Genomic DNA, 24,568 nt, shown 5'->3' on the forward strand with positions numbered 1-24,568 from the left:
CGGCTCAATCGCTTACTGGTAAAGCGCCAGTAGCTATCAAAAAAAGCCACAGTCTTTCAGGCTGCGGCTTTGTTCATTGAGCGAGATCGCCCATCAACCCTGCTGTGTGGCCTCTTCTCCACCCAGAGCCTTCCACAAGGTCACGCGGTTGAGCTGCTCAGACAGGCGCAGGGCTATCAGGGTCTGCTGTGCGCTATAGAGGCTGCGCTGCGCATCCAGTACCGTCAGATAGTTGTCCACGCCGGCCTTGAAGCGAGCATTCGACAAGTCGAAGGCTTTCTGGGTATTGGCCACCATGCTGATCTGTGCGGCCAGCCGCTCATCCCACTGGGCGCGGTCAGCCAGAACATCCGCCACCTCCTTGAAAGCCGTCTGCACGGACTTCTCGTACTGACTCAGCGCAATGCGCTGATTGCTTTCGGCCACCTGTACATTGGCGCGGTTGCGGCCGCCATCAAAAATCGGCAGCTTGACCAGAGGGATGAAACTCCAGGTGCTGTTGTTGTTGCCGAACAGACGGTCCAGCTCGTTGCTGCCGGTGCCGACACTGCCGGTGAGCGTGATGCTGGGAAACAGCGCCGCTCTGGCTGCACCGATATTGGCATTCATGGCCTGCAGATTGCGCTCCGCAGCCTGCACATCCGGACGCTTGAGCAGTACCGACGAGGGCAGAGGTACGGGCACGACCTTGAGAGCCGCCGTGTCTGCCGCACCCGCCAGGGTCTGGGCGTTGGGCAGCAGCTGTGCAGGCACCGGACCACCTGCCAGCAGTTGCAGGGCATTGCGATCCCTGTCGACCTGGGAGGTGTAGCTGGCCACATCACCGCGTGCCGTATCGACCGTGGTCTGGTTCTGGGCCAGCACCAAACCGGAGGTCGAGCCCAGCTCATGCATGCGCCGTGTCAGCTCAAAAGCCTTGATACGGCTGTCCAGCGTGTCCCTGGCCAGTTGCAGGCGCGCCTGGTCGGCCGCCAGCGTCAGCCAGGCATTGGCAACATCGGCCACCAGACCGATCTGCACATTGCGCCGGTTGTCCTGGCTTTGCAGAAACTGCTGCAGCGAGGCTTCGCTCAGATTGCGGATGCGTCCCCACAGATCCAGCTCGTAGCTGGCGAAACCCAGCTGGGCCGTGTATTGCTCGGTGACGCTGGAGCGCCCTGCCGTCGTCAGATCCCCTGCGGTGCGCGTGCGATTGCTCTGCGCCTGGGCCGTGATGCCCGGCAGCAGATCGGCTCTTGTGATGCCGTACTGGGCCCGGGCCTTCTCGATGTTCTCCAGCGCGACGCGCAGATCGCGATTGTTGCTCAGTGCCAGCGCCACCACCTCGCGCAGCTGCGGCGACTGCAACCATTGCAGCGCCTGGGCCTGTTGCAGCGCAGCCTCGCTGGCCTGGGCCGGCACGGCGTTGCCGGACACGGTCTCGGGTACGGGCAGATCAGGCGCTTTATAGGCCGGAGCCAGGTTGCAGCCTGCCAGCAAGGCCGTCACTGCGGCTGCGGCCAAGGTCGAAAGTTTCATGCTCGGGCGCCTCATGCTGCGCTCTCCTTGTTGACGTCAGCCGTCTCATCGCTGCGCGAGCGGCTCTTGAACCAGCTGCGCACCAGCAGGAAGAACACCGGCACGAGGAAGATACCCAGTACCGTCGATGCCACCATGCCGCCCAATACGGCCGTGCCGATGGCATTGCGACCACCAGCGCCAGCGCCGGTGCCGATGGCCAGCGGAATCACGCCGAAACCGAAGGCCAGAGAAGTCATCAGGATGGGACGCAGACGCAGACGCACGGCTTCCACCGTCGCGTCGAACAGCTTCTTGCCCTGCTCCTGCAGCTGCACCGCAAACTCCACGATCAGGATCGCGTTCTTTGCCGCGAGACCCACGGTGGTGAGCAGGCCGACCTGGAAATACACGTCGTTGGTCAAGCCACGGGTATAGGTCGCCAGCAGCGCCCCCACCACGCCCAGCGGCACGGCCAGCATCACCGACAGCGGCACCGTCCAGCTTTCATACAGCGCAGCCAGGCACAGGAAGACGAACAGAATCGAGATGGCATACAGCATGGGCGCCTGCGCACCGGACTGGCGCTCCTGCAGCGAAGCTCCCGTCCATTCGTAGGCAATGCCGTTGGGCAGCTTCTTCAAGATGTCTTCCACCGTCTCCATGGCCGTACCCGAGCTGATGCCCGCTGCGGCACGGCCTTCAAACTCATAGGCCGGACTGCCGTTATAGCGCAGCAGCTGGGGAGAACCATAGGCCCAGTAGGTTTTGGAGAACGAACCAAACGGCACCATCTCGCCCTTGTTGTTGCGTACCGTCCATTTGGCGATATCGCCAGGCAGCATGCGGTACTGGGCATCGCCCATGATGTAGACACGCTTGACGCGACCGTTGTTCAAGAAGTCGTTCACATAGGTGCCGCCCATGGCGCTGGAGAGCACGCTGTTGATGTCGCTATACGCCAGCCCCAGAGCAGCAGCCTTGCGGTCATCCACATCCACGCGCAGCTCGCTGGCGTCTTCCAGATTGGTCGTGCGCACGGCCGTCAGCAGATTGTTGGCGCGCATTTCGCTCAGAACCTGATCACGCGCGGCGAGCAGTGCTTCATGGCCCGCACCATTGATGTCCTTGATCATGAAGTTGTAGCCGGAACTCGAACCCAGGCCGCGCACCGCCGGTGGCAACACCACTTGCACGCGCGCATCGCGGATGCTGGCCAGATCCTTGGTCGCCTTGTTCGCAATGGCCGCAGCCGATTGCGAAGGCAGCGGACGCATGCTCCAGGGTTTCAGACGGATAAAGCCGCGCGCCGAACTCTGGTCGCCGTTGAGGCCCGAAACCTGGTTGAAGCTGATCACATCCGGCTGCTTGGCCAGATACTCGCGCACCTGGTCCAGGACCTCCTGCAGACGGGCGTCAGAAGCGCCAGACGGCAGATTGACGTTGACATAGACAAAGCCCTGGTCCTCATCGGGCAGAAAGGAGGTGGGCAGCTTGGCCATCAGCAACCAGACTGCGGCCAGAACCGCCAGGAAGATCAGCATCATGCGCTTGGCCCGGCCCAGGCTGAAAGCCACTGTGCTCTGGTAACGATTGGCCGAAGCATCGAAATTGCGGTTGAACCAGCGAAAGAATCGGTCGTTGATGCCCAGCACCCCGGAGCGTATGGGGCGCTCATGGCCGTCGCCATGGCTGCGATCCGGAGCCTTGAGAAGCGTTGCGCACAGCGCCGGTGTCAGCGTCAGGGCCACGAACACGGACAGCGCCATGGCCGCCACAATGGTGATGGAGAACTGGCGGTAGATCACACCGGTCGAGCCGCCGAAGAAAGCCATGGGCACGAACACCGCCGACAGCGTGACCCCGATGCCGACCAGCGCGGGCGTGATTTCCTTCATGGACTGGCGCGTCGCCTCCTTGGGAGACTTGCCCGTCTCGTGCATCACCCGCTCCACGTTCTCGACCACCACGATGGCATCGTCCACCAGCAGGCCGATGGCCAGCACCATGGCGAACATCGTCAGGGTGTTGATGGAGAAGCCCGCGACGGACAGCACGCCGAAGGTGCCCAGCAGCACCACCGGCACGGCAATGGCGGGGATCAGCGTGGCACGGAAGTTCTGCAGGAACACGAACATCACGATCACCACCAGCACCATGGCCTCGCCCAGCGCATGCACCACCTCGCTGATTGATGCCCGTACAAAGGGCGTGGAGTCCGAGCTCACGAAGTAGTCGATCTGGTTGGGAAAGAAGGGCTTGAGCTCGGCCAGCTTGGCGGCCACTGCATCCGACACCGCCATGGCGTTGGCACCATCGGCCAGGATGATGCCCATGCCCGCACCTGGCATGCCGTTGAGCTTGGCCTGAATGGAAAGATTGTCGGCCCCCAGTTCCACCCGAGCCACGTCCTTGATGGTGACGACAGAGCCGTCATTCGAAGACTTGAGCACGATGCTCTCGAACTGCTCCACCGTCTTGAGCTTGGTACGCGCCGTAATGGTTGCGTTCAGCTGCTGGTTCTGCACCGCCGGCAGAGCTCCCAGCTGGCCTGCAGAGACCTGGGCATTCTGCGCGTTGAGCGCGCTGCTCAGATCGGAGGGAATCAGCCCGTATTTCTCCATCTTGGCCGGGTCCATCCAGATGCGCATCGCATAGGGCGTACCGAAGACGTTGATGTCACCGACACCCTCGATACGCCCGATGATGTCCACCAGATTGCTGTTGATGTAATCGCCGATGTCCACGGCGGTCACGTCCTCATCGGGCGAATAGAAGCTGTAGGTAACCAGAAAGTCCTGGCCTCCCTTGTTGATGAAGACACCACGCGTCTTCACAGCGTCCGGCAGGCGGTTGACCGCGCCCTGAATCTTGTTTTGCACCTGCACCTGCGCCACGTCGACATTGGTTCCCGGGGCAAATGTCAGCGTGATACGCGCCTGACCCGACGCATTGCTGGTCGAGCTCATATAGAGCATGTTGTCGATGCCCTTGATCTGCTGCTCGATGATCTGCGTCACCGAGTTTTCTACCGTCTCGGCCGAAGCACCCGTGTACTGTGCGCCGATGGTCACTCGGGGCGGAGCGATTTCGGGGTACTGCTCCAGCGGCAGCAGCTTGATTGACAAAGCCCCGGCCAGCATGATGATGATGGCGATGACCCACGCAAAGATAGGCCGGTTGATGAAGAACTGAGCCATGTGTGTCGCCTGCCTTGCTTACTTCTTGGCAGGGGCATCGGCAGCGGCCTGCACGGGCGGCGCGCCCCGCAGGCTCTTGCGCTCGGCCTTGGCCTTCAGATCCACCTCCACGGCCTGGACCTTGTCGCCTGGCTTGATGCGCTGAAAGCCATCCACCATCACACGCTCGCCGGCTTTCAGGCCCGTCTTGAGCAACCAGAAAGCGCCCACGGCGCGGTCCAGTTCCACGTCTCGCTTTTCAACCACATCGCCGTCCTTGACGACCATGACATTGGCACGCCCGGTCAGATCGCGGGTGACCGACTGCTGCGGGACCAGCAATGCATCCGGTGCCAGAGCCGTTGGCAGCAGGGCCTTCACATACATGCCGGGCATGAGCATGCCGTCGGGATTGGGCACCTCGGCACGCAGGGTCAGCGTGCCGGTCGTGTCGTTGACGATCACGCCCGCAAAGGCCAGCTTGCCCTGATGCGGGTAGTCGCTGCCGTCGTCGAGCTGGATGCGCACGGGAATCTTGTTGCCTTCCACCTTCTGGTAGCGGCCGGAATCCAGATCGCGCTTGAGCTGCATCAGATCGGTGCTGGACTGGGTGAAGTCCACATACATGGGATCCAGCCGCACGATGGTGGTGAGCGCCGTGGCCTGATTGGCCGTGACCAGCGCACCGGGCGTGACGGCAGACAGCGCGATGCGACCGCCGATCGGTGCTTCGATCCGGCTGTACTTGAGATTGATGCGTGCGGTTTCCAGATTGGCCTTGGCCACGGCCACATCCGATGCGGACTGGGCCGCCGCCGCCTGGCTTTCGTCAAACGCCTGCTTGCTGATCGCGTCGATCTTGACCAGCTCGGCATTGCGCCGTGCCGTTGCAGCCAGCGTGCGCTGGCTGGCTTCGGCCTTGGCCACGGCTGCCGCAGCGCTGGTCTCGGCAGCCTTCAACGATGCGGCGTCGATCTGATAGAGCTGCTGACCTTGTTTGACCAGAGCACCTTCGGTGAACAAGCGCTGCTGAATGATGCCCGAGACCTGGGGACGCACTTCGGCCGTCATGAAGGCACGGGTGCGCCCCGGCAGGCTGGCATCCAACTGCTGACTTTGCGACTGCAAGGTAACCACGCCGACTTTGGGCTCGGACCTGGGCGGGCCTTTTTGCTCTGCCTCGGGCTTGGAGCAGCCCGCCAGCGCAGCGGCAATCAGCATGGCTCCCAAAGCCAGTGTCCAGCGCTGCTGGCGATGACCTTGCTGGCTTGCACTGGGCAGGCAAGAAAAATGCGCCTCTCGGCGCGGGCTCAGCGAAGCGGGCTGATCAATCTTCATACGTGGAGCGGTCTGAACTAAAGAACTTGTCAACATTGTGCGCCGACAATATTAATAAAATGTAAAGCGGCCAAGGGCGCAATGACATGCTGGCAATCACCCGCCTGCCATTCTCCTGTCATGCTGGCATGCGGCGTCGCAGCACCCGCTGGCTTGAGACACCACTGTAGAAAACCTTGGCAGCAAGGCTCCTCGTCATAACGGACTAGAGCCAGCACCCGCAAAACGCCGAAACCGGCAACTGGCTGCGCTCTCAATATCAGGACAGAAGCCGCTTCTGCTGCCAAATCAATGCTGCGGCTTGCCCGGGCGTATGCGCAAGATGCTGAAAACTCCGGCCAGCGCCGCAAAACCGCCGGCCACAGCCAGCGCCAGCAGTTCAGCATTGCCGCCATGCCCGCCCGAGATGGCAAAGATGGTGGCCAGCACCACGGCACCCAGTGTCTGACCTGTCATGCGGGCAGAACTCAGCATGCCACCCGCTGCACCACTGCGCGACATGGGGGCCGAAGTGACGATGGTGTGATTGTTGGGCGACTGGTAGAGCGCGAAGCCGCTGCCCGCCAGCAGCATGCGCCAGACCATGTCCCAGTGCGCCACATCGACCGGCATGGCCGCCAGCAGCCACAGTCCACAGGCAAACATGGCCATGCCGATACCGCCCAGCAGCCCGTCGGGATACTTGCCGATCAGGCGCCCGGCCACCGGCGCCGTCAGCATGGTGGCCGCCGGCCAGGCCGTGATCAGCATGCCTGCCTCCATGGGTGACAGACCGCGCGCCTCCAGCAGCAGGAACGGCAGGGCCAGATACGACAGCATCTGCGCGCAGAAGGCAGAGACCGAGCCGCACATCGACAGCCGGAACACGGGAATGCGCATCAGATCGACGGGGAACAGCGGAGCTGTCTTGTGCCACTGGCGGCGCAGATAGACGTAGCCGACCACCAGCCCGCCGCCCAGCAGCCACCAGCCCGAAGGCATCAGCGGGCTGCCCGCAGCGCCCTGATCCTGCCCCATGCGCACGCCCAGTTGCTCACCGCCCAGAAAAAGCAGGGTGAACATCAGAATATTGAGCAATACGTCAAGCGCCGCTATCGGCTCGCCATCCTTGCGCACCACGGGGTTGGCCGGCAGCGCCTTGCGCCCCATCCACAAGGTGATCAAGCCCAGCGGCACATTGATGGCAAACAGCCAGGGCCAGTTGGCAACCGACAGGATGGCAGCGGCCACCGAAGGCCCGGCCATGGACGAGGTCGCCACCACCAGCGAGTTGATGGCCATGCCGCGTCCCAGCATCGCGCGCGGATAGGTCAGGCGCACCAGCGCCGCATTGACGCTCATGATGCCCGCTGCACCCATGCCTTGAAACACGCGCGCTGCAATCAGCGTGCTCAGCGAGCTGGCCAGCGTGGCCGCCACCGAGGCAATGACAAACACCGTCATGCCCAGCAGATAGATGCGCCGATAACCCAGGCGCTCGCCCAGGGCTGCCAGCGGCAGCAGCAGCACCAGGCCGGCAAGCTGATAGGCGTTGACCACCCATAGCGTCAGGGACGAGCTGGCCTGCAGCTCGCGCGCAATGGCGGGCAAGGCCAGATTGACGATGCTGCTGTCCAGCACCGACAGCGTCAGCCCCAGAATGATGACCAGCATGGCGCGGCCACGCGCACCGTCAGGCAGGCCGTCGTAGGCAGGGGAAGCTTGGGCAGTGCTCTCAGTCATGGGCGACTCGGTGCACACGGCCCAGCGTGATCCAGGTCAGCGCCACGCCCACAAGGGCCCCTGTCGCCATGCCCACCACCATGGGCAGAGGCTTGCCGTTGGAAAAATGCCCCACGATCTGCATGGCCGCCGCCCCGCTCAGCATCTGCAGCGTTCCCAGCAAGGCAGAGGCCGTGCCCGCAATCTCGCCATGCTCTTCCAGGGCCAGCACCGAGGTCGTGGGAATCACCAGACCCATGAAGGCGCTGGCAATGAAATACAGCACGATCAGCACCGCCAGCTTCTCACCGCCCAGCAGGTAATAGAGCAGCAATGCGGCCATGGTCAGGCCCGAAGCAGAAGCCGCAGCCTTGACCACATTGACCAGGCCAAAGCGCTGGCCCAGCCGCCCCGTCAGCTGCGCCGCGCCTATAAAGGCGATGGAGTTCAGCGCGAACGCCATGCTGTACTGGGTGGACGAGAGGCCGTAGTAGTTGATGAGCACAAAGGGCGAGCCCGCCAAGTAGACGAAAAAGCCCGCCATGGCGCAGCCGCCGATGAACACCAGGCCCAGATAATGCCAGTCACGCAACAGGACCAGATAGGCCTTGAGTGCGCCGACCAGGCTGCTGTCCAGCCGCGCCTCGGCGCTGCGGGTTTCCTCCACGCCTCGCCAGGTGGCGATCAGGCCCAGCACGGCTGCGGCAGCCACGACCCAGAACACGGCACGCCAGCCGGCCAGGGCAATCACGCCACTGCCGGCCAGCGGCGCCAGGATCGGCGAGACGCTGAACACCAGCATCAGCAGCGACATCATTCGCGCGGCGGCGTGGCCGGTATGCAGGTCGCGCACCACGGCACGCGGCACAGCCATGCAGGCCGCAGCGCCCAGGCCCTGCACAAAGCGAAACGCCACCAGGATCTCGATATTGGGTGCCAGCGCGCACCCCACGCTGGCGGCGGCAAAGACCGTCAGACCAAAATACAGCGGGGGCTTGCGGCCCAGCATGTCGGAGACCGGACCATAGAGCAGTTGGCCCACGCCGATGGAGAGAAAAAATGCGGTCAGGCTGGCTTGCACGGCGCCGACCTGGGCACCCAGGCTGGCGCCGATCTGCGGCAAGGCCGGCAGATACATATCGATGGCGAAAGGCCCGATGGCCGACAACAGGCCCAGGATCAGAACCAGACGCAGGGAAACAGAAGCTTGCATAGGGGTGTGATTGTCGTGGTAACTTGATTTATGTGCTGAGCAGTTGCCGGTTTCCTGCATGACGTTGCAGGCTCACGCCAGTCCGCCGGGCAGCGCCTGTGTCTAAGCCCTCAATTACGAGGCTTTAGACCCGGTCATCCAGGTCATGACCGCATGGGCAACAAGCACAATGGACTCAACTACCCCTTCCTACTCTCGCCGTGATTGCTGCAAGCTCCTCCCCACGCCTGCCCTCTCCCCTGCTGACCTCGCTCGCCGTGCTGTGCCTGGCTGCTCAGCCGGCCAGCGCGCAGCCCGTCGTCTCTGCCGCCCCGGCCTTTCAGCTCTCACCGGATGCAAGCATGGTGATAGACACACGTGCCAGGCTGGCCTGGCCGCGCTGCGCCGAGGGCATGAGCTGGAATGGCAAGACCTGCAGTGGCCAAGCCGAGGTCTTCAGCCACAAGCAGGCCATGAGCCATGCTGCAGAACGCAGCAAGGCCGAAAACCTGCGCTGGCGGCTGCCGCGCGTCAATGAGCTCAAGCGCCTGCTGGACCGCAGCAGCAAGCCCCAGGGCCTGAACCCGGAACTCTTTCCCAATGCGCCGCGCGACTGGCACTGGACGGGCACGGCGGCCGTGAATACCCAGCGCCTGAACACCTACAACTACGCCCAGGTGGACAAATCCAGCAGCATCTCCGGCCTCTCGGCCCAGCAGGCCTGGGCGGTCAACACCGAGACACTGCAGGCCGTGCCCGATATGGGCAAGGGCAATGCCTTGCTGCTGCGCCTGGTGCGCCCTGCCACCGAGGCCGAGCTCGGTACCCAGGCTCCGGCCACACCATGAAAAAAGCCTTGCCGCTTTGGCAAGGCTTTTTTCAACTCCCGCACGCTCAGCCTGCGCGCAGCGCCGCCTTGAGGCTCTCGCCCAGTTCGGGCTTGTGCGCAAACGGATCCGTGGGGTTGCGGCCCTGCACCACATCTTCCAGGCGCACCTGCACCGAACCCAGGGCCTGCGGATGGCTGTAGATATAGAACTGGCCCGACGCAATGGCATCGAACACCTTCTGCGCCACCTCGGTCGCCGTGACCTTGCCCGAGCCCACGGCCTTGTCGGTCATGGCCTGGCCTATCTTCTGGCTGGCCGTCAAAGGCTGCGCCTCCAGGCCCTGAGGACGATTGCGCTCACTGTGACCTATGCCCGTGGGCACGAAGAAGGGGCAGAGCAGACTGGCACTGACCTGGTCCGAGACCAGGGCCAGGTCCTGGTACAGCGTCTCGGTCAGCGACACCACCGCGTGCTTGCTGACGTTGTATATGCCCATGTTCGGCGGCGCCAGCAGACCCGCCATGCTGGCAGTGTTGACGATATGACCTTCATAGGCGGGATCGGCCTTGGCGGCCTCCAGCATCATGGGCGTGAACAAGCGCACGCCATGGATCACGCCCCAGACGTTGACGCCCAGCACCCATTGCCAGTCGGCAACCGTGTTTTCCCAGACCAGGCCGCCCGCGCCGACGCCCGCGTTGTTGAAGACAAAGTGCGGCGCACCAAAGGTTTCCTTGACTTCGGCAGCAAGTCGCTCCATCTGGGCCGCATCCGACACATCGACCCTGCGCGCCAGCACCTTGGCACCGGCAGCCTTGAGCTCGGCCTCGGCCTTGTCCAGCGCCTCCTGCTGCACATCGACCAGCACCAGATTCATGCCTCTGGCGGCTCCGATGCGCGCGCACTCCAGCCCGAAGCCCGAGCCAGCGCCCGTCAAAACCGCCGTCTTTCCCGCGAAATTCGTGATCATTCTTGTCTCCGTATTTATTTGGACGCAGCTCAAATGCGTTTCCACACTCGAAACCGGCACGGCACAACCAGGGGACAGCAAGCAAGGGCCTATGCCGGCCGCGCCGCCCCGCAGTGAGGCTGTCGCCCCACTCCGTTGCGCGCAGAGAAAGGGGGCGCCCGGCATGGGGAAGGCGCGGGGCCGCCCAGGCAAAGCGCCTCAGGGGGTTAGAGCAGCTTCACCAGCTGCTTGCCAAAGTTCTTGCCCTTGAGCAGGCCCAGAAACGCGCCGGGCGCCGAGGCCAGACCTTGGGAAATCGTCTCGCGCGGCTTGAGCTTGCCGGCAGCCACCAGGCCGCCCAGCTCGGTCAGGGCCTCACCCCAGACTTCCATGTGCTCGCTGACGATAAAGCCTTCGAGCTTGATGCGGTTGACCAGCAGCAGCGCCGGGTTGGCCAGCGGCAGGGGCTGGCCGTCATAGCCGGCAATCATTCCGCACAGGGCCACACGCGCAAAGGCATTGGTGCGCAGCAACACGGCATCGAAGATATAGCCGCCCACGTTCTCGAAATAGCCGTCGATGCCGTTCGGGCAGGCATCCTTCAAGGCCTTGGCCATGGTCTTGACATCGGGGTGCTCGCGGTAATCGATGCAGGCATCAAAGCCCAGCTCATGCACGGCGTAGCGGCATTTCTCGCCGCCCCCCGCAATGCCCACCACGCGGCAGCCGCGCGCCTTGGCCAGCGCCACAAAGGCGCTGCCCACGGCACCGGTCGCGGCGCTGACGACCATGGTTTCACCGGCCTTGGGATTGATGATCTTGACCAGGCCATACCAGGCCGTCACGCCCGGCATGCCCACGGCACCCAGATAGTAGGACAGCGGCACATGGGTGGTGTCGACCTTGCGCAGCGCGCCGGGCACGCTGGGATCGAGCAGCGAGTACTCCTGCCAGCCACCCATGCCGACCACCTTGTCGCCGGCCTTGAACTTGGGGTGGCGGCTTTCGACAATCTCGCCTACCGTGCCACCCTGCATGACCTCGCCCAGCGGCTGGGGCTGGGCATAGCTCTTGGAGTCATTCATGCGGCCGCGCATGTAAGGGTCCAGGCTCAGATAGTGGTGGCGCACCAGCACCTGGCCCTCGCCCACCGTGGGCAGCGGCGACTGCACCAGCTTGAAATTGCTCTCCACCGCCTCGCCCTGGGGGCGGTTGTCCAGAAGGATTTGCTGATTGACCGTCATATCTGTCTCCTATTTGAACTTCAATTTGATAGCTATCATCGCCTTATCACCAAGGATCTGAAAGCATTTTTCATCTCAAACACAGATTGAAAAAGCGCGACATGCTCATCAAAAAGTAGCAGCCTATCTATCTCAATCTGTGGCCAAAGCCTGCAACTCGCCGTCCGCCTTGTGCTTGCGCTTCATGTACTTGAAGGTGCCCGTGGCATGTACGCAGAGTCGGCCCTGTGCATCGTAGATGCGGCCTTCGGTAAAAGCCATGGTGCCGGTGCGATGCAGCAGCACGCCCTTGCCCACCAGCGGGCCATTGGCCGCCTGCATGAACGAGGTTTTCATCTCGATGGTGACCACGCCCTGATCGAAATCCACGCTGCGCGCAGCCACGGCCATGGTCACATCCATCAGTGTCATCGAGGCTCCGCCATGGGTGACGCCGAAGGAATTCAGATGTTCGGGACGCGGTGTGAAGTGCAGCTCGGACTCACCGTTCTCCATCTTGTGGAGGGTGAAGCCCAGCTCATGCACAAAGGGAATCTCAGGACCAAATGACAACACCGCGAAACCTTTCAGAAGAGTGATGCGCCGCAGACCGCAGCAGCAAAACCGTGAATGTAAGCGCGGCGGACAGCCTCAGAATGCTGCGCCCCACAAAAAACATGACTCACCCTTCATCCGCCACCATCAACCACCGACCAGAGCGCTCACACCGCCATCCACTGCCATCCACTGGCCCGTGATGTGCTTGCCGGCGTCGCTGGCATAGAGCAGCGTCAGCCCCTTGAGATCCTCATCGTCACCCAGGCGGCGCAGCGGGGCATGGGAGCGCATTTCGTCCTCGCCCAGCGTCTCGATCAGCACGGCCGCCATCTTGGTCTTGAAAAAGCCCGGGCAGATGGCGTTGACGGTGATGCCGTGCTCGCCCCACTCGCCGGCCAGCGCGCGCGTGAAATTGATGACGGCGCCCTTGGAGGTGTTGTAGGCAATGGTCTTCATGCCCGTGGGATTGCCGCCCAGGCCGGCGATCGAGGCCAGATTGATGATGCGGCCGCTCTTGCGCTCCAGCATGGACAGGCGGGCGATCTGCTGGCTCAGCAGAAAATAGCCGCGTACATTCAGGTTCATCACCTTGTCCCAGGCCGCTGTCGGGTGGTCCTCGGCAGGAGCACCCCAGCTGGCTCCGGCATTGTTGATCAGAATGTCCACATGGCCGAGACGCTGCACGGCCTCCTTGGCCAGGCGTGTGATATCGGCCTCGTCCGAGCAGTCGGCGGCAATCCAGTCGGCCTCTATGCCAGCGGCCTTGAGTTCGGCTGCGGCCTCTTCCAGATCCTTGGCCTTGCGCGAGCTCAGCAGAATCTTCGCGCCGGCCTCGCCCAGCGCATGCGCCATCTGCAGACCCAGGCCACGCGAGCCGCCGGTCACCAGGGCCGTCTTGCCCGAGAGATCGAAAAGTTGCTGCACCGTACGTGTCATTCTCATGTCTCCTGTTTGTTTTCAAGGTTCAAACCGGGTGCGCAGTGCCTTGCAAGGCCTGCCCGTCAAAAGCTGCATGAATTGTGCGGGCGCCTCCAGCCCGTTGTTGTCACCTGCGTGTCGGCGCTGTCCCGCAGGTGGCAGAGCCCACGCTGGCGCGGCTTGCAGGGTCTGCCGGCAGCCGCCAGGCGAAGCTCATCCGGGCGCCTTCAATCGGCAAACAGCGACTGCGTGCCGCCCCAGGCCCCGCCTTCGATCTCCAGCATGCGCAGCTTGGTCAAAGCGCCCTGACCGCCCGAGAAGCCGCCCGGTGCCCGCCCTGCCGCCAGCACCCGATGGCAGGGAACAATCGGCGCAAATGGATTCGCACCCAGAGCCTGGCCCACGGCGCGCGCAGCACCGGCCTCACCCAGCGCTGCCGCGACTTCGCCATAAGTGCTGGTCCGCCCTGGCGCCAGGGCGCGCGTGAAGGCATAGACCCGGCAATGAAATGCAGGCACGGCGAACTCGTCGAGTGCAATCTCCTGCAAGTCAGGCAGAACACCAACTGCGCCTTGCACCCTCTGCTGCCGCATATCTCCCAGCACGCCGGCAGCCACGGCCTCTGCGCTGGGCTGCGCCCAGCCCGGCTCGATCTGCGCATTCACTCCGGCCAGCAAACACTGAACCCCGGCCATGGCCTGCACGGCAAAGCCTGGAACAGCGGAGATGGAGGCCACGGCGCCATATGCCGCAAGCCCGCGCTGCGGCTGCAGCGCATGGCGTTTGGACAGGCCCAGCAGCATGCGCTCCCGGGTCTCGCCCCAGCTGGCCTCGGGCAATTGCACGGCGCAGACGGCAGCGGCATTCCAGGCCAGTCCACAGGCACCGATGCGCGTGACAAACAGGGCATGACCGGGAAATGGCAACGAAGCAGCGTGATTCATGGCCACAGTCTACAAAACGCAGCCAGAGGGGGGGCTTAAAAAATTCTCAAGAACTGGATACAAAAACAGTTAATTACTGTATATTTAAACAGTCAAAACACTGTGGATATACGGACATGCAAGAAGCCCATTTCACCGTCTCTCTTTGCGACTACCCCGAGCTGCCCGAGGACAAGCGCCAGCAGGCCGAGGCACGCTATGCGCGTGTACTGGCCCGCCAGCTCGGCGGAGAGGAACAGGTCGGACAAGCCCTGTCGCTGGTGCAAGGCCTGGAGGACACCCCGCCCGAGGAAATCACCGATGACGCCAAGCTCACCTTCCAGCGCTGGATGAAAGCCGCCCGCGCCGCTGCCGAAGCCGGCCTGCAAGGCATTGGCGGCACCGAAAGCTGTTTTTTCGATGTGCGGCGCATCTACCACTGAGTGAACGGACGCGGGCGGCGCGAGTCCGGAGGCCGCCAAGCATTGCAAGGGACATGTGCCGCCCTGACCACCGGAGCTCGCTGCAATGCCTACACTGGCGACTTGTTTGACCGTGTGACTGCTCTCTATCCATGCAAGCCCTGCTAGCCGCCATTGCCCAGATGCCCTTCCCCACCGATGCCCAGCGCATCTTTCATGGCCGCGGCGGGCGGTATCCGGGCTGCGAGCAGATCTCGCTGGATGCTTTTGCGCCCGTCATCGTGCTGACCAGCTTTGCCCCCATGGAGGAGGCCCAGCTGAGCCAGATCGGTCAGGCTCTGGAGCAGCGCTGGCAGCAGATCGCCCCGGCCGGACAGCCTCTGACCTGGGCCTTCCAGACCCGCGAAAGCGGCGGCAAGGTCGAAACCCGCGTCATGGCCGGCGAGCTGCCCGAGCCGCATGTGGTGACCGAGAACGGCGCCCGCTATCTGATCCATATCACGCGCGGGCAGAACCACGGCCTGTTCCTCGACATGGCTGCCGGCCGAGACTGGGTGCGCCGGCAGGTGCTGGCCCATGAGCGGCCCGCGCGCATGAAAGTGCTCAATCTGTTTGCCTATACCTGTGCGTTCTCGGTCGTGGCCAAGCTGGCCGGCGCGGGCCAGGTTCTCAATATGGACATGAGCAAGGGCGCACTGGCCACCGGCCAGCACAACCATCAGCTCAACGGCGTCAAGGCTGGCGCCAGCTTTGCCGCCCACGATATTTTCAGCAGCTGGGGCAAGATCAACCGCAGCGGGCCTTACGACCTGATCGTCGTGGACCCGCCCAGCTACCAGAAAGGCAGCTTCATCGCCACCAAGGACTATGCACGCCTGATGCGCCGCCTGCCCGATTTGCTGGTGCCTGGCGGCCAGGTCCTGCTGTGCCTGAACGCACCTGAGCTGGGCACGGCCTTCCTGCGCGAGCAGATGGCGGAAATCGCTCCCGAGCTGCAGTTTGTCGAGCGCCTGGCCAACCCGGCCGTTTTTGCCGATGTGGATGAAGAACGCAGCCTCAAGGTCATGGTCTACCACGCGCCGGCGCTGACAGCGACCCAGCAACCATGAACGGCGGTACAGACAATCTCCACGGCTTGCCTCTGCAGCCCGTGGACCCGGCTCTGGCACGCACCTTACAGCGCTTTGCCCGGCTCGACGCGGACACGCCGACCCCGCAACTCGACTATGTGCAACGCCGGCGTCTGCTCAGCGAGCTGCAGGCCGGGCTGATTCGCTCCGCCCTGCCCGGCATTTCCAGGACCGAGCATTTTGTGGCCGCCGAGGGCCGCGAGATCTGCGTGCGCAGCTATCGCAAGCAAGGTACGGGCAGCGGCCGGACGCTGGTCTGGCTGCATGGCGGCGGCTGGATGGTAGGCGATCTCAACACCCATGACGACCTGTGCGAGCATCTGGCCCAGTTCACCGGCCATACCGTGCTGTCTGTGCATTACCGCCGCACGCCGGAGAGCCGATTTCCCGCACCGCTGGACGACGTGATGGCCGTGCTTCAGTGGCTGAGCGATATGCGCGGGCTGCTGCCTTTTGCGGCTGAGCAGGTCCTGCTCGGCGGCGATAGCGCTGGCGCCCATCTGGCACTGGCAGCAGCGGTGCGCCAGATTCAGCAACCTACCGATGCGGCCCGCATTGCAGGCCTGCTGCTGCTCTACCCGCCGCTTGAGCCTGATCAGGACAATGACAGCATGCGCAGCTTTGACGCAGGCTTCGGGCTCACACCGGCGGCCATGCAGCGCTACTGGCAGGAACTCGGCCGACCCGAGGGCCTGGCCGCGCAATGGCTGACGCCGGGCTGCTGCAGCGCAGCCATCGCCGCTTTGCCGCCCACGCTGCTGATGACGGCCAGCCACGATATTCTGCGCGACGAGGCCGAAGCCTTTGCCCACGCAGCCCAGGCCCTGGGCGCACCGCTGCAGCTTTTGCGCGCGCCGGCCATGGTTCACGGCTTTGCGCGCTTGCTGGCTGCCAGCCCGGCGGCACGCCAGCAAGTCGAGCTCGCCTGCTCGGCCTGGGTGGAACTAATAGGGCGCCAGCGTCCTCAGAGCAAATAAGCTTTGCTCTGAGGGCGGGTAGCGGCATGGCCGTGCAGGTGTACGCTGCACGGCGCCGGGCCCCGCCCCGCCCCTTTCAAACACAATACCTCGACGCTGATGCATCAAGCATCCGGCGCTCGCCGCCATATCTTTCTTAGTCATGAGCCCAACTTCCGCCACCCCACAACAACTGATGCGCCTGGCCGTGGATCTGGCCCATGCCAACCGCCTCAAGGGCGGGCGCCCGTTCGGTGCCGTGCTCGCCCAGGGAAATGAAGTCGTTGCCACCGGCGTCAACGAAATCATTGCCAGCCGCGACCCCAGCACCCATGCCGAAATGCAGGCCATACGCGCGGGCACGCAGCAGCGCGCCAATCCCAGCCTTGCGGGCCTGTCCATCTATGCCAGCGGCCACCCCTGTCCCATGTGCCTGGCAGCCCTGGTCATGAATGGCGCCGAGCAGGTGTTCTTCGCCTTCGACAACCAAGACGCCGCGCCCTATGGTCTGTCCAGCGAGAGCAGCTACCAGCGTCTGCGCCTGTCGCTGACGCCGCAGCCGCTGCCCATCACCCGCATCGACATCGGCATCCGCGCGGCCCAGCTCTATGGGGATGAGGCCTGGCCAGACGCCTGATCCTCGTTGCCGCCAAAACCATAACAACAAACCGGGCTGCCCAGGGCGAGCGGCGCGCGCACCGGCGCGCCGCAGCGCAGCCAGCCCCCGAGCTTCATGACATCGACATCCTCCCGAACACACCGCGTGCCGCCATTGCTGTGGCTGGCCGTGGTGATACTCGTCACCATCAATCTGCGCCCCTTTCTGACGGCTCCGGGTCCCTTGGCACCGACCATACAGCAGGCCACGGGCATGGATTTGCGCAGCTTTTCCTGGCTCACGCTGCTGCCCATGGCGCTGATGGGCATTGGTGGCTGGCTCGCTCCCACGGCATTGCGACGCTGGGGGGCGCGCGCCGCCATCTGCACCTCGCTGCTGCTGATCGCGCTGGGCTGCGCCCTGCGCCTGACGCCTGCAGGAGCTGCGACCGGTAGTCTTCTGATCGTCACGGCCGGCCTCTGCGGCACGGGCGTGGCGCTGGCACAAAGCATTCTGCCGGGGCTGATCAAGCGCCAGTCTCCCCACAACGTGGCGCCCATGATGGGTCTGTATTCGGCGGCGCTCATGGGCGGCGGTGCCCTCAGCGCCCAGCTCTCGCCAGTGGCCATGCAGCTGGGTCTGAGCTGGCAGGCTTCGCTGGCCATCTGGACCATTCCGGTGCTGCTGGCATTGCCGCTGGCCTGGCATGCGCTGACCCTGATGCGCGAGCCCGTTGCCCCTGCACCCTCCGCGCCCCCGATACAAGCCGACAGCGACACTGGCTGGCTGCTGCACCGCGGCCGCGCCTGGCTGCTGCTGATCAGTTTTGGCCTGATGAACGGCGGCTATGGCTCCACCGTCGCCTGGCTTGCTCCGTTCTATCAAACCCATGGCTGGACGGCCACGCAAAGCGGCTCGCTGCTGGCCATTCTGTCGATTGCACAGGCCGCATCGGCGCTGGCCATGCCCGCCCTGGCGCGCAGCAGTCTGGACCGTCGCTCCTGGGTTGTGCTGGCCTTGCTGCTGCAGATCATCGGCTTTGCCGGCCTCGGACTCTGGCCCGATGCCATTCCCACGCTCAATGCCATCGTGCTGGGGCTGGGTCTTGGCGGTTGTTTTTCGCTCTTCATGCTGGTGGCGCTGGATCATCTTCCCTCGCCCACGCAGGCCGGCGCCCTGAACTCGCTGATGCAGGGAGGCGGCTTCATCCTCGCCGCACTGGCCCCTCTGGTCATGGCGCAATTGCACCAGATCAGCGGTAGCTGGACGGCCGGCTGGCTCTATCAGGCCGGTGTGGCGGCGCTGGTCTGCCTGCTGGTGACACGCTTCAATCCCAAGGGCTACCCACAAGCCATGCAGCGGCCTTGAACGCGCCATCTCACCCCTCAAAAAAGGCCTGGAAATATCCAGGCCTTTTTTGTTTTGGCTTGAACTACTCGTTGGCCAGCAGTTGCAGCCCATGCGCTTCGGTCGGCAATGGCACCTCCCATCTGTGCAACATGCCCAGCAATGCGGCATTACCGAGTGTGGTGTCGCGCTTGCTGTTGCGCGCCAGCAAGGTGGACCGGGTGGCCTCCAGATGCACCAGCTCCACCTGTGCACCATAGGCCAGGCACAGGTCCAGCGTCTTGCCGCGCATCTGCCTGGACAGATGCGTGGCGTTCCAGACAAAGGCAGCCTTGGCGCGCAGCAGGCTCTTGGCCTTGTCCACGGCTCGGTGGGCAGCAGCGCCCTCGTTCTCGCCATGGCGCAGGCCCAGCTCGGCGCGCGCATCGTCGAACGACACCACAGGCAAGCCCGGATGATGCTGGGCAACCCAGTGGTTCTTGCCTGATGCAGGCAGACCGCACATGACGATGACGCGCGAGCCCGGCTCTTCATGCAAGGCGTAGTCCGGGTGCAGCTCGGCACCGCGGAAATAGCGTACTGCCGTCTCGGCCGAAGCAAAGCTGCGCGGCTTGCGCAAACAGCCCTCTTCCAGCGCCAGCTCCCTGAACAGCTCGATATTCACCAGCACATTGCCCACATCGGGGCAGATGCGGCCACGAATATCGGCCCGGGCCAGCAGCACCAGCAAATGCAGATCGACCTGCCAGGACAGCTCACGAACCACGAACTCGGGCGAGACGCCTCGGCGCGAATTGGCAAAGGCGAAGAAAGGCACCTGATGCACCGCAATCAGGCGGCAGACCGCCTCCCGCCAAGCCACAGGCGCGCCCGCCTCCCAGAGCATGAGCCGCACATCCAGCGCGCCCCTGCGTGAATGGCCGGGCTGCGAGATGCGGCCGTCGTCGGCTATCTGCGTGGTCGAGCACTTGGCCACATCGTGCAGCAGCGCAGCCAGAAAGACGGTCTCGCGCTCCTCGTTGGTGAGCCGTGCATAGTCGCTGTCCTGCAGCAACTCGGTCACCACCATCTGCGTATGCGTCCAGACATCGCCTTCGGCATGGTAGTGCGGGTCCTGCGGCGTGGTCTTGGCAAGCTCCAGTTGCGGGAAGGCGTCCAGGCAGGCCGCCCAGTCCACCGAGTCGTGAGCGGAATGCGGCACCAGGGCCGCAATCTGTTTCCAGCTCCACATAAGTTCTCCTTTCACCGTAGCTTCATCACGCAACTACGGTTTTGATAGCTATCAATGCTTTCTGGTAAAGCCCTACCAGCTTTTGGGGATCACATTGGCAAAGATATCGACGCCTGCACGCAGACCGTTGGCGACGATGGGCCGCTCGCTGTGGTGCGAGCCCGACTCCAGGATCACCTGCACGAAGTCGGAGCGCACGAACTTGTAGCGCTCCACGGTCTGGCCGTTCTCCTCGACCTTGATATACAGACCTTCGGCAAGTTCGGATCTGTCGGTCTGGCGCCAGGCCAACGGCAAATCCAGCTTCTGCCTTTGCACCTGATCCTCGAACACCGCCTTCCAGCGCGCACTGCGCCCCAGGGACGGTGTCAGCAATGCCAGCAAATCCTGCAAGCGCCTCGGTGCGATACCGGCGTAGAGCACGGGCACGGACACCACAGGCACACCGGCCAGCAGCGCATGGCGCTGCGGCGTATCCAGAAACTGCTGCGCCACGCGGTCCCAGACGTCGAACTCGCAAAACCAGTGCGGCAACGCGTCGTAGTACAGAGAATGCTTGGCATACAGCCATTCGCCATACATCACATAGCGTTCGTCCAGCAAGGCCATCAGTGCCCCTTCATGGGCTCTGGCCCATTGCTTGTAGGCATTGAACTGACGCTCGCGCCCGCCCATCTGATCGGCTTGCAGATAGTGGCCGCGCGACTGCAGCAGCAAGCTGCCGTCGGCGCCAAAGCTCAGCGCCGCATTGGCGCCATCCAGCTTTTCCTCGACCACGATATGGCGGCCGGCCAGGGCTTCATAGGACACGGCGTCGGCCTGATCACCGACCTGCAGTCGCGAGCCACGCAGATGCGGCGTGCGAGGATATTTGAGAATCTCCAGATTGAATAAATGGGAAGTAGTCATGTTGTGCTTTCCAAAAAGGGAATAAGCCACGCACCAAAAGGCATGGCAGACAAACCAAGGACAACGAAAGCGGCACTCGCCGCCACCATCGGGCGAAGACAAAGACACCTGGCCGCCATGCAAAGAACAGGCCGGGATTCAGGGAGTGGAAGAGCGCAGGACCAAGGCGTGAGCCAGGTCAGAAACGCCAGGCAAGGGCTTGCTCACCGCGAAGGCGCAAGTGCCCCCTCAGGGCGACATGCAACGGGAAAGTAGGAGGCAGCCCGAGTCAGGCACCTCCGGGGGTTATATATCCACACCGCAGCGCACACGTGAGAGATCAGCGTGTGACGAAGTCGTTTAGCGCAAACGAATGCGGCAGGACATGGTGCACCTCGAAAATGAGAGCGAATAACGCAAGTGGGGTATGGCTGGCGAGTGTATTGGCTTGTGACAGCAGCTGCCAAGCGATTTGCAGTCTCTGTGGTGCAAAGACCACGAATCTGTTTCACAGGGATGAAACAGAGGCTGGTTACAAATCGTAGTTTTCTTCCTGCACCTGCCAAACTCTCAATGACATCTGCACAGACCTTGCGCCAACATCTTCTGATTTCCCTGATTGCAGCCGCTGCCCTAACCGCCTGCGGTGGTGACGACAACAACACGAACAGCACCACCCCAACACCTGCTCCGGTTCCTGAAGGCCCGGCACCGGCTCCCGAGCCCGAGAAGACGCCTGTCTCGCTCCTGCTCGAAAAAATCGGCAGCTATCAGTCGGGCATTTTTTTGCAGAGCGCCGCCGAAATTACGGCTTTCGATCCCGTCACCAAGCGCGGCTTTGTGGTCAACGCCCAGAAAGGTGCGCTGGATGTGCTGGACATGAGCAACCCCGCCGCACCGCGCATGCTCGCCAGTCTGGATGCCACCAAGCTCTCGCTGGGTGCAGGGGCCTCCATCAACAGCGTGGCCGTGCATGGCGGCCTGGTGGCCGCAGCCGTGCAGGCATCGGTCAAGACGGACAAGGGCATGGTTGTCATCTATGACGCCGACAAGCTCGGCGTGATCGCAGAAGTGCCCGTGGGCGCCCTGCCCGATATGTTGACCTTCACCCCCGACGGCAAGACCATTCTGGTCGCCAACGAGGGCGAGCCCAGCGATGACTACCAGATCGACCCCGAAGGCTCGATCAGCGTGATCGACGTGAGCACGCCCGCCAAGCCTGTGGCTCGCACTGCCGACTTCAAGGCCTTCAACAGCCAGAAGGCCCAGTTGCTGGCCAAGGGCGTGCGCATCTTCGGCCCGACCGCAGACGGCCAGGGAACGGCCGCCGTGGCCAACGACCTGGAGCCCGAATACATCGCCGTGGCCCCCGATGGCAAGACGGCCTGGGTGACACTGCAGGAAAACAATGCGCTGGCCATCGTGGACATTGCCAGCGCCACCGTGAACGAGGTGGTGGCTCTGGGCTACAAGGATCATGGCGCTGTTGGCAACGAGCTGGACTTCGCCGACAGTGACGGCAAGAGCCCGGTCATCGACATCACCCGGGCCCCCAACGTCTACGGCATGTTCCAGCCGGACTCCATCGCCGCCTACAAGGCCGCAGACGGTGCAACCTATCTGGTCACGGCCAACGAAGGCGATGCACGTGCCTGGGGTGAAGGCAACAAAAGCTATTTCGGCACCGCCGCCGACAAAACAAGCGGCACCCCGGCTGCGGCAGGCGATGTGACCAAGGGCTTTGTGGAAGAGTGGCGCATCAAGCATCTGGTGCACAAGGACGGCTTTCTGCGCCGTGCGGGCGACGACCTGCCCGCTCATCTGGCCAGGCTGGCCAGCGGCGCCTATCTGAGTGGCGCCAACTTTGCCTGGTGCGGCGCAGTCGGCACAGACCCCAAGACCTGCCGCGACGACGACAAACTGGGCCGCCTCAAGGTCACCTGGACCATGGGCTACCAGACCGACAGCAGCGGCAACCCCGTCAAGGATGGCAAGGGATATCTGACCTATGACAGGCTATACGCCTATGGAGGTCGCTCCATCTCCATCTGGGATGCCAAGGGCAAGCAGGTCTGGGACTCTGGCGCTGCCATCGAAAAATTCATCGCCAGCCCCGAATGCAAGCTGGGCGCCAAACGTGACATTGCCTGCGCCGCCTACTTCAACACCGGTCATGACGAAACGGCCAGGCTCGATGCGCGCAGCAGCGCCAAGGGTCCCGAGCCCGAAGGCCTGACCGTGGGCCAGATCGGCACCAAGACCTTTGTCTTTGTGGGCCTGGAACGCATGGGCGGCATTCTGGTGTTCGACATCACCGACCCCAAGGCACCCAAGCAGATCGACTATCTGAACACTCGCGAGAACTGGAGCGCCGGCTTTGACAGCAAGTCCGCGCTGGCAGGCACCGCACTCAGCGATGTGGGCGATCTGGGCCCCGAAGGCCTGCACTTCATTTCCGCGGCCAAGTCACCCAACGGCAAGCCCCTGCTGATGGTGGGCAACGAGGTCAGCGGAACCACAGCCATCTACCAGCTCAATCTGCAGTATTGAACCCTCCAGACAAGCAGTCGCTTTCATGCCAGGCCCCGTTCCCACGGGGCTTTTTGCTATTCAAATCAAGCAAAGACTGCGCCGAGGGTTTCTCAATTACGTAACAATAAGCGCCAGCGGTCGGTGTACCGCCTATGGGTCCCCATTCGTCGCAAGCCAGACGCTTGCGACCTACTAAACCGCCGTGTATCCGGACGGCGGTGGCTTTTTTGAACGGAGCACTTAATGACGCACTCTTTCGCTCGCCGCCAGGCGCTGCGCGGCTTGGCCGTGGCAGCTCTCGCCTCCTCCTTGCTGTCCGTAGCGCATGCAGACACCCCCGCGGTGCTGCGCGTCTCGGCCATTCCCGACGAGGCACCGACCGAGCTGCAGCGCAAGTTCAAGCCCCTGGGCGAATACCTCTCGCAAGCCACCGGCATGAAGGTGGTGTTCACCCCCGTCTCCGACTACGCGGCCGTGGTCGAGTCTCTGGCCACCCGCAAGCTGGATCTGGCCTGGCTGGGCGGCTTCACCTATGTGCAGGCCAAGATTCGCACCAACGGCACGGCCATCCCCATCGTGCAGCGGGCCGAGGATGCGGTCTTCACCAGCAAGTTCATCACGGCCGACCCCGCCATCAAGACGCTGGCCGACCTCAAGGGCAAGACCTTTGCCTTTGGCGCCCCCTCCTCCACTTCGGGCAGCCTGATGCCGCGCTTCTTTCTGCAGCAGGACGGCCTGAACCCCGAAAAAGACTTCAAGACCGTGGCCTACTCGGGCGCGCATGACGCCACCGTGGCCTTTGTAGCCGCAGGCAAGGCCGAGGCCGGCGTGCTCAACACTTCGGTGTGGGACAAGCTGGTCGAATCCAAGAAGGTGGACACCAGCAAGGTACGCGTGTTCGCCACGACGCCCACCTACTTTGACTACAACTGGACAGTGCGCGGCGACCTGGACCCGGCCATCGTCAAGAAGCTGACCGCTGCCTTCCTGGCACTGGACCCCAGCAAGCCAGAGCACAAGGCCATCATGGACCTGCAGCGCGCCTCCAAGTTCATCGCCACCGGCTCCAAGAACTACGACGGCATCGAAGCTGCCGCCAAGTCCGCCGGTTTGTTGAAGTAAGAAATTCAGCTCTTTTTTGACTGCCAACGCTTAT

The 24,568-nt window shown here is 63.3% G+C and carries 20 protein-coding genes; 8 read left to right on the forward strand and 12 right to left on the reverse strand.

Translation table 11 applies throughout. From position 1 onward, the window contains the following. Positions 1-93 precede the first annotated feature (93 nt). From F0P97_RS15705 to F0P97_RS15725, 5 genes are all read right to left on the reverse strand, one after another. Complete coding sequence (locus F0P97_RS15705) at positions 94-1,533, reverse strand: efflux transporter outer membrane subunit (RefSeq protein WP_087864407.1); 1,440 nt, start codon at positions 1,531-1,533, stop codon at positions 94-96. Beyond that, complete coding sequence (locus F0P97_RS15710; RefSeq protein WP_182283039.1) at positions 1,530-4,697, reverse strand: efflux RND transporter permease subunit; 3,168 nt, start codon at positions 4,695-4,697, stop codon at positions 1,530-1,532. Before F0P97_RS15710 ends, F0P97_RS15705 begins: the two co-directional genes overlap by 4 nt. An 18-nt stretch (positions 4,698-4,715) precedes the next feature. Next, on the reverse strand, positions 4,716-6,014 hold the full coding sequence (locus tag F0P97_RS15715; protein ID WP_182283040.1) for an efflux RND transporter periplasmic adaptor subunit: 1,299 nt from the start codon (positions 6,012-6,014) through the stop codon (positions 4,716-4,718). A gap of 288 nt (positions 6,015-6,302) precedes the next feature. Continuing rightward, positions 6,303-7,736, reverse strand: coding sequence for an MFS transporter (locus tag F0P97_RS15720; protein WP_182283041.1), 1,434 nt, complete (start codon positions 7,734-7,736; stop codon positions 6,303-6,305). Next, positions 7,729-8,928 carry a multidrug effflux MFS transporter gene (locus F0P97_RS15725; protein ID WP_182283042.1) on the reverse strand — a complete coding sequence of 400 codons (1,200 nt, stop codon included), beginning with the start codon at positions 8,926-8,928 and terminating at the stop codon, positions 7,729-7,731. Before F0P97_RS15725 ends, F0P97_RS15720 begins: the two co-directional genes overlap by 8 nt. 266 nt (positions 8,929-9,194) lie before the next feature. Between F0P97_RS15725 and F0P97_RS15730 the strand changes: the two genes are divergently transcribed. Next, positions 9,195-9,755, forward strand: a complete 561-nt coding sequence (locus F0P97_RS15730; RefSeq protein ID WP_420093914.1) for a DUF1566 domain-containing protein — start codon at positions 9,195-9,197, stop codon at positions 9,753-9,755. Between the two features lie 46 nt (positions 9,756-9,801). On the opposite strand, the gene F0P97_RS15735 is transcribed toward F0P97_RS15730, so the two are convergent. From F0P97_RS15735 to F0P97_RS15755, 5 genes are all read right to left on the reverse strand, one after another. Then, positions 9,802-10,707 carry an SDR family oxidoreductase gene (locus F0P97_RS15735; protein WP_034380838.1) on the reverse strand — a complete coding sequence of 302 codons (906 nt, stop codon included), beginning with the start codon at positions 10,705-10,707 and terminating at the stop codon, positions 9,802-9,804. Positions 10,708-10,913: 206 nt separating this feature from the next. Further along, a complete protein-coding gene (locus F0P97_RS15740; RefSeq protein WP_182283043.1) occupies positions 10,914-11,930 on the reverse strand; it encodes an NADP-dependent oxidoreductase in 1,017 nt (338 codons plus the stop codon). 132 nt (positions 11,931-12,062) lie between these two features. After that, positions 12,063-12,485 carry a PaaI family thioesterase gene (locus F0P97_RS15745; RefSeq protein ID WP_182283044.1) on the reverse strand — a complete coding sequence of 141 codons (423 nt, stop codon included), beginning with the start codon at positions 12,483-12,485 and terminating at the stop codon, positions 12,063-12,065. A gap of 126 nt (positions 12,486-12,611) precedes the next feature. Then, a complete protein-coding gene (locus F0P97_RS15750) occupies positions 12,612-13,403 on the reverse strand; it encodes an SDR family oxidoreductase (RefSeq protein WP_003062433.1) in 792 nt (263 codons plus the stop codon). Positions 13,404-13,612: 209 nt separating this feature from the next. Further along, positions 13,613-14,329, reverse strand: coding sequence for a methylated-DNA--[protein]-cysteine S-methyltransferase (locus tag F0P97_RS15755; RefSeq protein ID WP_182283045.1), 717 nt, complete (start codon positions 14,327-14,329; stop codon positions 13,613-13,615). Positions 14,330-14,445: 116 nt separating this feature from the next. Here F0P97_RS15755 and F0P97_RS15760 point away from each other — a divergent pair, with 116 nt between their 5' ends. The 5 genes from F0P97_RS15760 to F0P97_RS15780 all read left to right on the forward strand — a co-directional run bounded on the left by F0P97_RS15760 (position 14,446) and on the right by F0P97_RS15780 (position 18,782). Continuing rightward, entirely contained in the window at positions 14,446-14,751 is a 306-nt protein-coding gene (locus F0P97_RS15760) for a hypothetical protein (RefSeq protein WP_012838710.1), read from the forward strand. A 131-nt stretch (positions 14,752-14,882) separates the two neighbouring features. Continuing rightward, positions 14,883-15,839 (forward strand): class I SAM-dependent methyltransferase, encoded by a 957-nt coding sequence (locus F0P97_RS15765; RefSeq protein WP_182283046.1) that lies wholly within the window; start codon positions 14,883-14,885, stop codon positions 15,837-15,839. Continuing rightward, on the forward strand, positions 15,836-16,837 hold the full coding sequence (locus tag F0P97_RS15770; protein WP_182283047.1) for an alpha/beta hydrolase fold domain-containing protein: 1,002 nt from the start codon (positions 15,836-15,838) through the stop codon (positions 16,835-16,837). The genes F0P97_RS15765 and F0P97_RS15770 overlap by 4 nt, the downstream gene beginning before the upstream one ends. A gap of 175 nt (positions 16,838-17,012) precedes the next feature. Continuing rightward, entirely contained in the window at positions 17,013-17,453 is a 441-nt protein-coding gene (locus F0P97_RS15775) for a nucleoside deaminase (protein WP_182287218.1), read from the forward strand. 96 nt (positions 17,454-17,549) lie between these two features. Next, positions 17,550-18,782 carry a cyanate transporter gene (locus F0P97_RS15780; protein WP_182283048.1) on the forward strand — a complete coding sequence of 411 codons (1,233 nt, stop codon included), beginning with the start codon at positions 17,550-17,552 and terminating at the stop codon, positions 18,780-18,782. A gap of 64 nt (positions 18,783-18,846) precedes the next feature. Here the strand turns inward: F0P97_RS15780 and F0P97_RS15785 are convergent, their stop codons facing one another. Together F0P97_RS15785 and F0P97_RS15790 are read right to left on the reverse strand one after the other, a co-directional pair. Continuing rightward, on the reverse strand, positions 18,847-19,992 hold the full coding sequence (locus F0P97_RS15785) for an AAA family ATPase (RefSeq protein ID WP_182283049.1): 1,146 nt from the start codon (positions 19,990-19,992) through the stop codon (positions 18,847-18,849). A gap of 72 nt (positions 19,993-20,064) precedes the next feature. Further along, entirely contained in the window at positions 20,065-20,901 is an 837-nt protein-coding gene (locus F0P97_RS15790) for an RNA ligase family protein (RefSeq protein ID WP_182283050.1), read from the reverse strand. A gap of 552 nt (positions 20,902-21,453) precedes the next feature. On the opposite strand from F0P97_RS15790, the gene F0P97_RS15795 reads away from it, so the two are divergent. Together F0P97_RS15795 and F0P97_RS15800 are read left to right on the forward strand one after the other, a co-directional pair. Further along, on the forward strand, positions 21,454-23,430 hold the full coding sequence (locus F0P97_RS15795; RefSeq protein WP_182283051.1) for a choice-of-anchor I family protein: 1,977 nt from the start codon (positions 21,454-21,456) through the stop codon (positions 23,428-23,430). Between the two features lie 225 nt (positions 23,431-23,655). Next, the gene (locus tag F0P97_RS15800; protein ID WP_182283052.1) at positions 23,656-24,534 is read left to right on the forward strand and encodes a putative selenate ABC transporter substrate-binding protein; all 879 of its coding nucleotides are present in this window, start codon (positions 23,656-23,658) and stop codon (positions 24,532-24,534) included. Positions 24,535-24,568 lie beyond the last annotated feature (34 nt).

The organism is Comamonas testosteroni, from assembly GCF_014076415.1.
Lineage (GTDB): Bacteria > Pseudomonadota > Gammaproteobacteria > Burkholderiales > Burkholderiaceae_C > Comamonas > Comamonas testosteroni_F.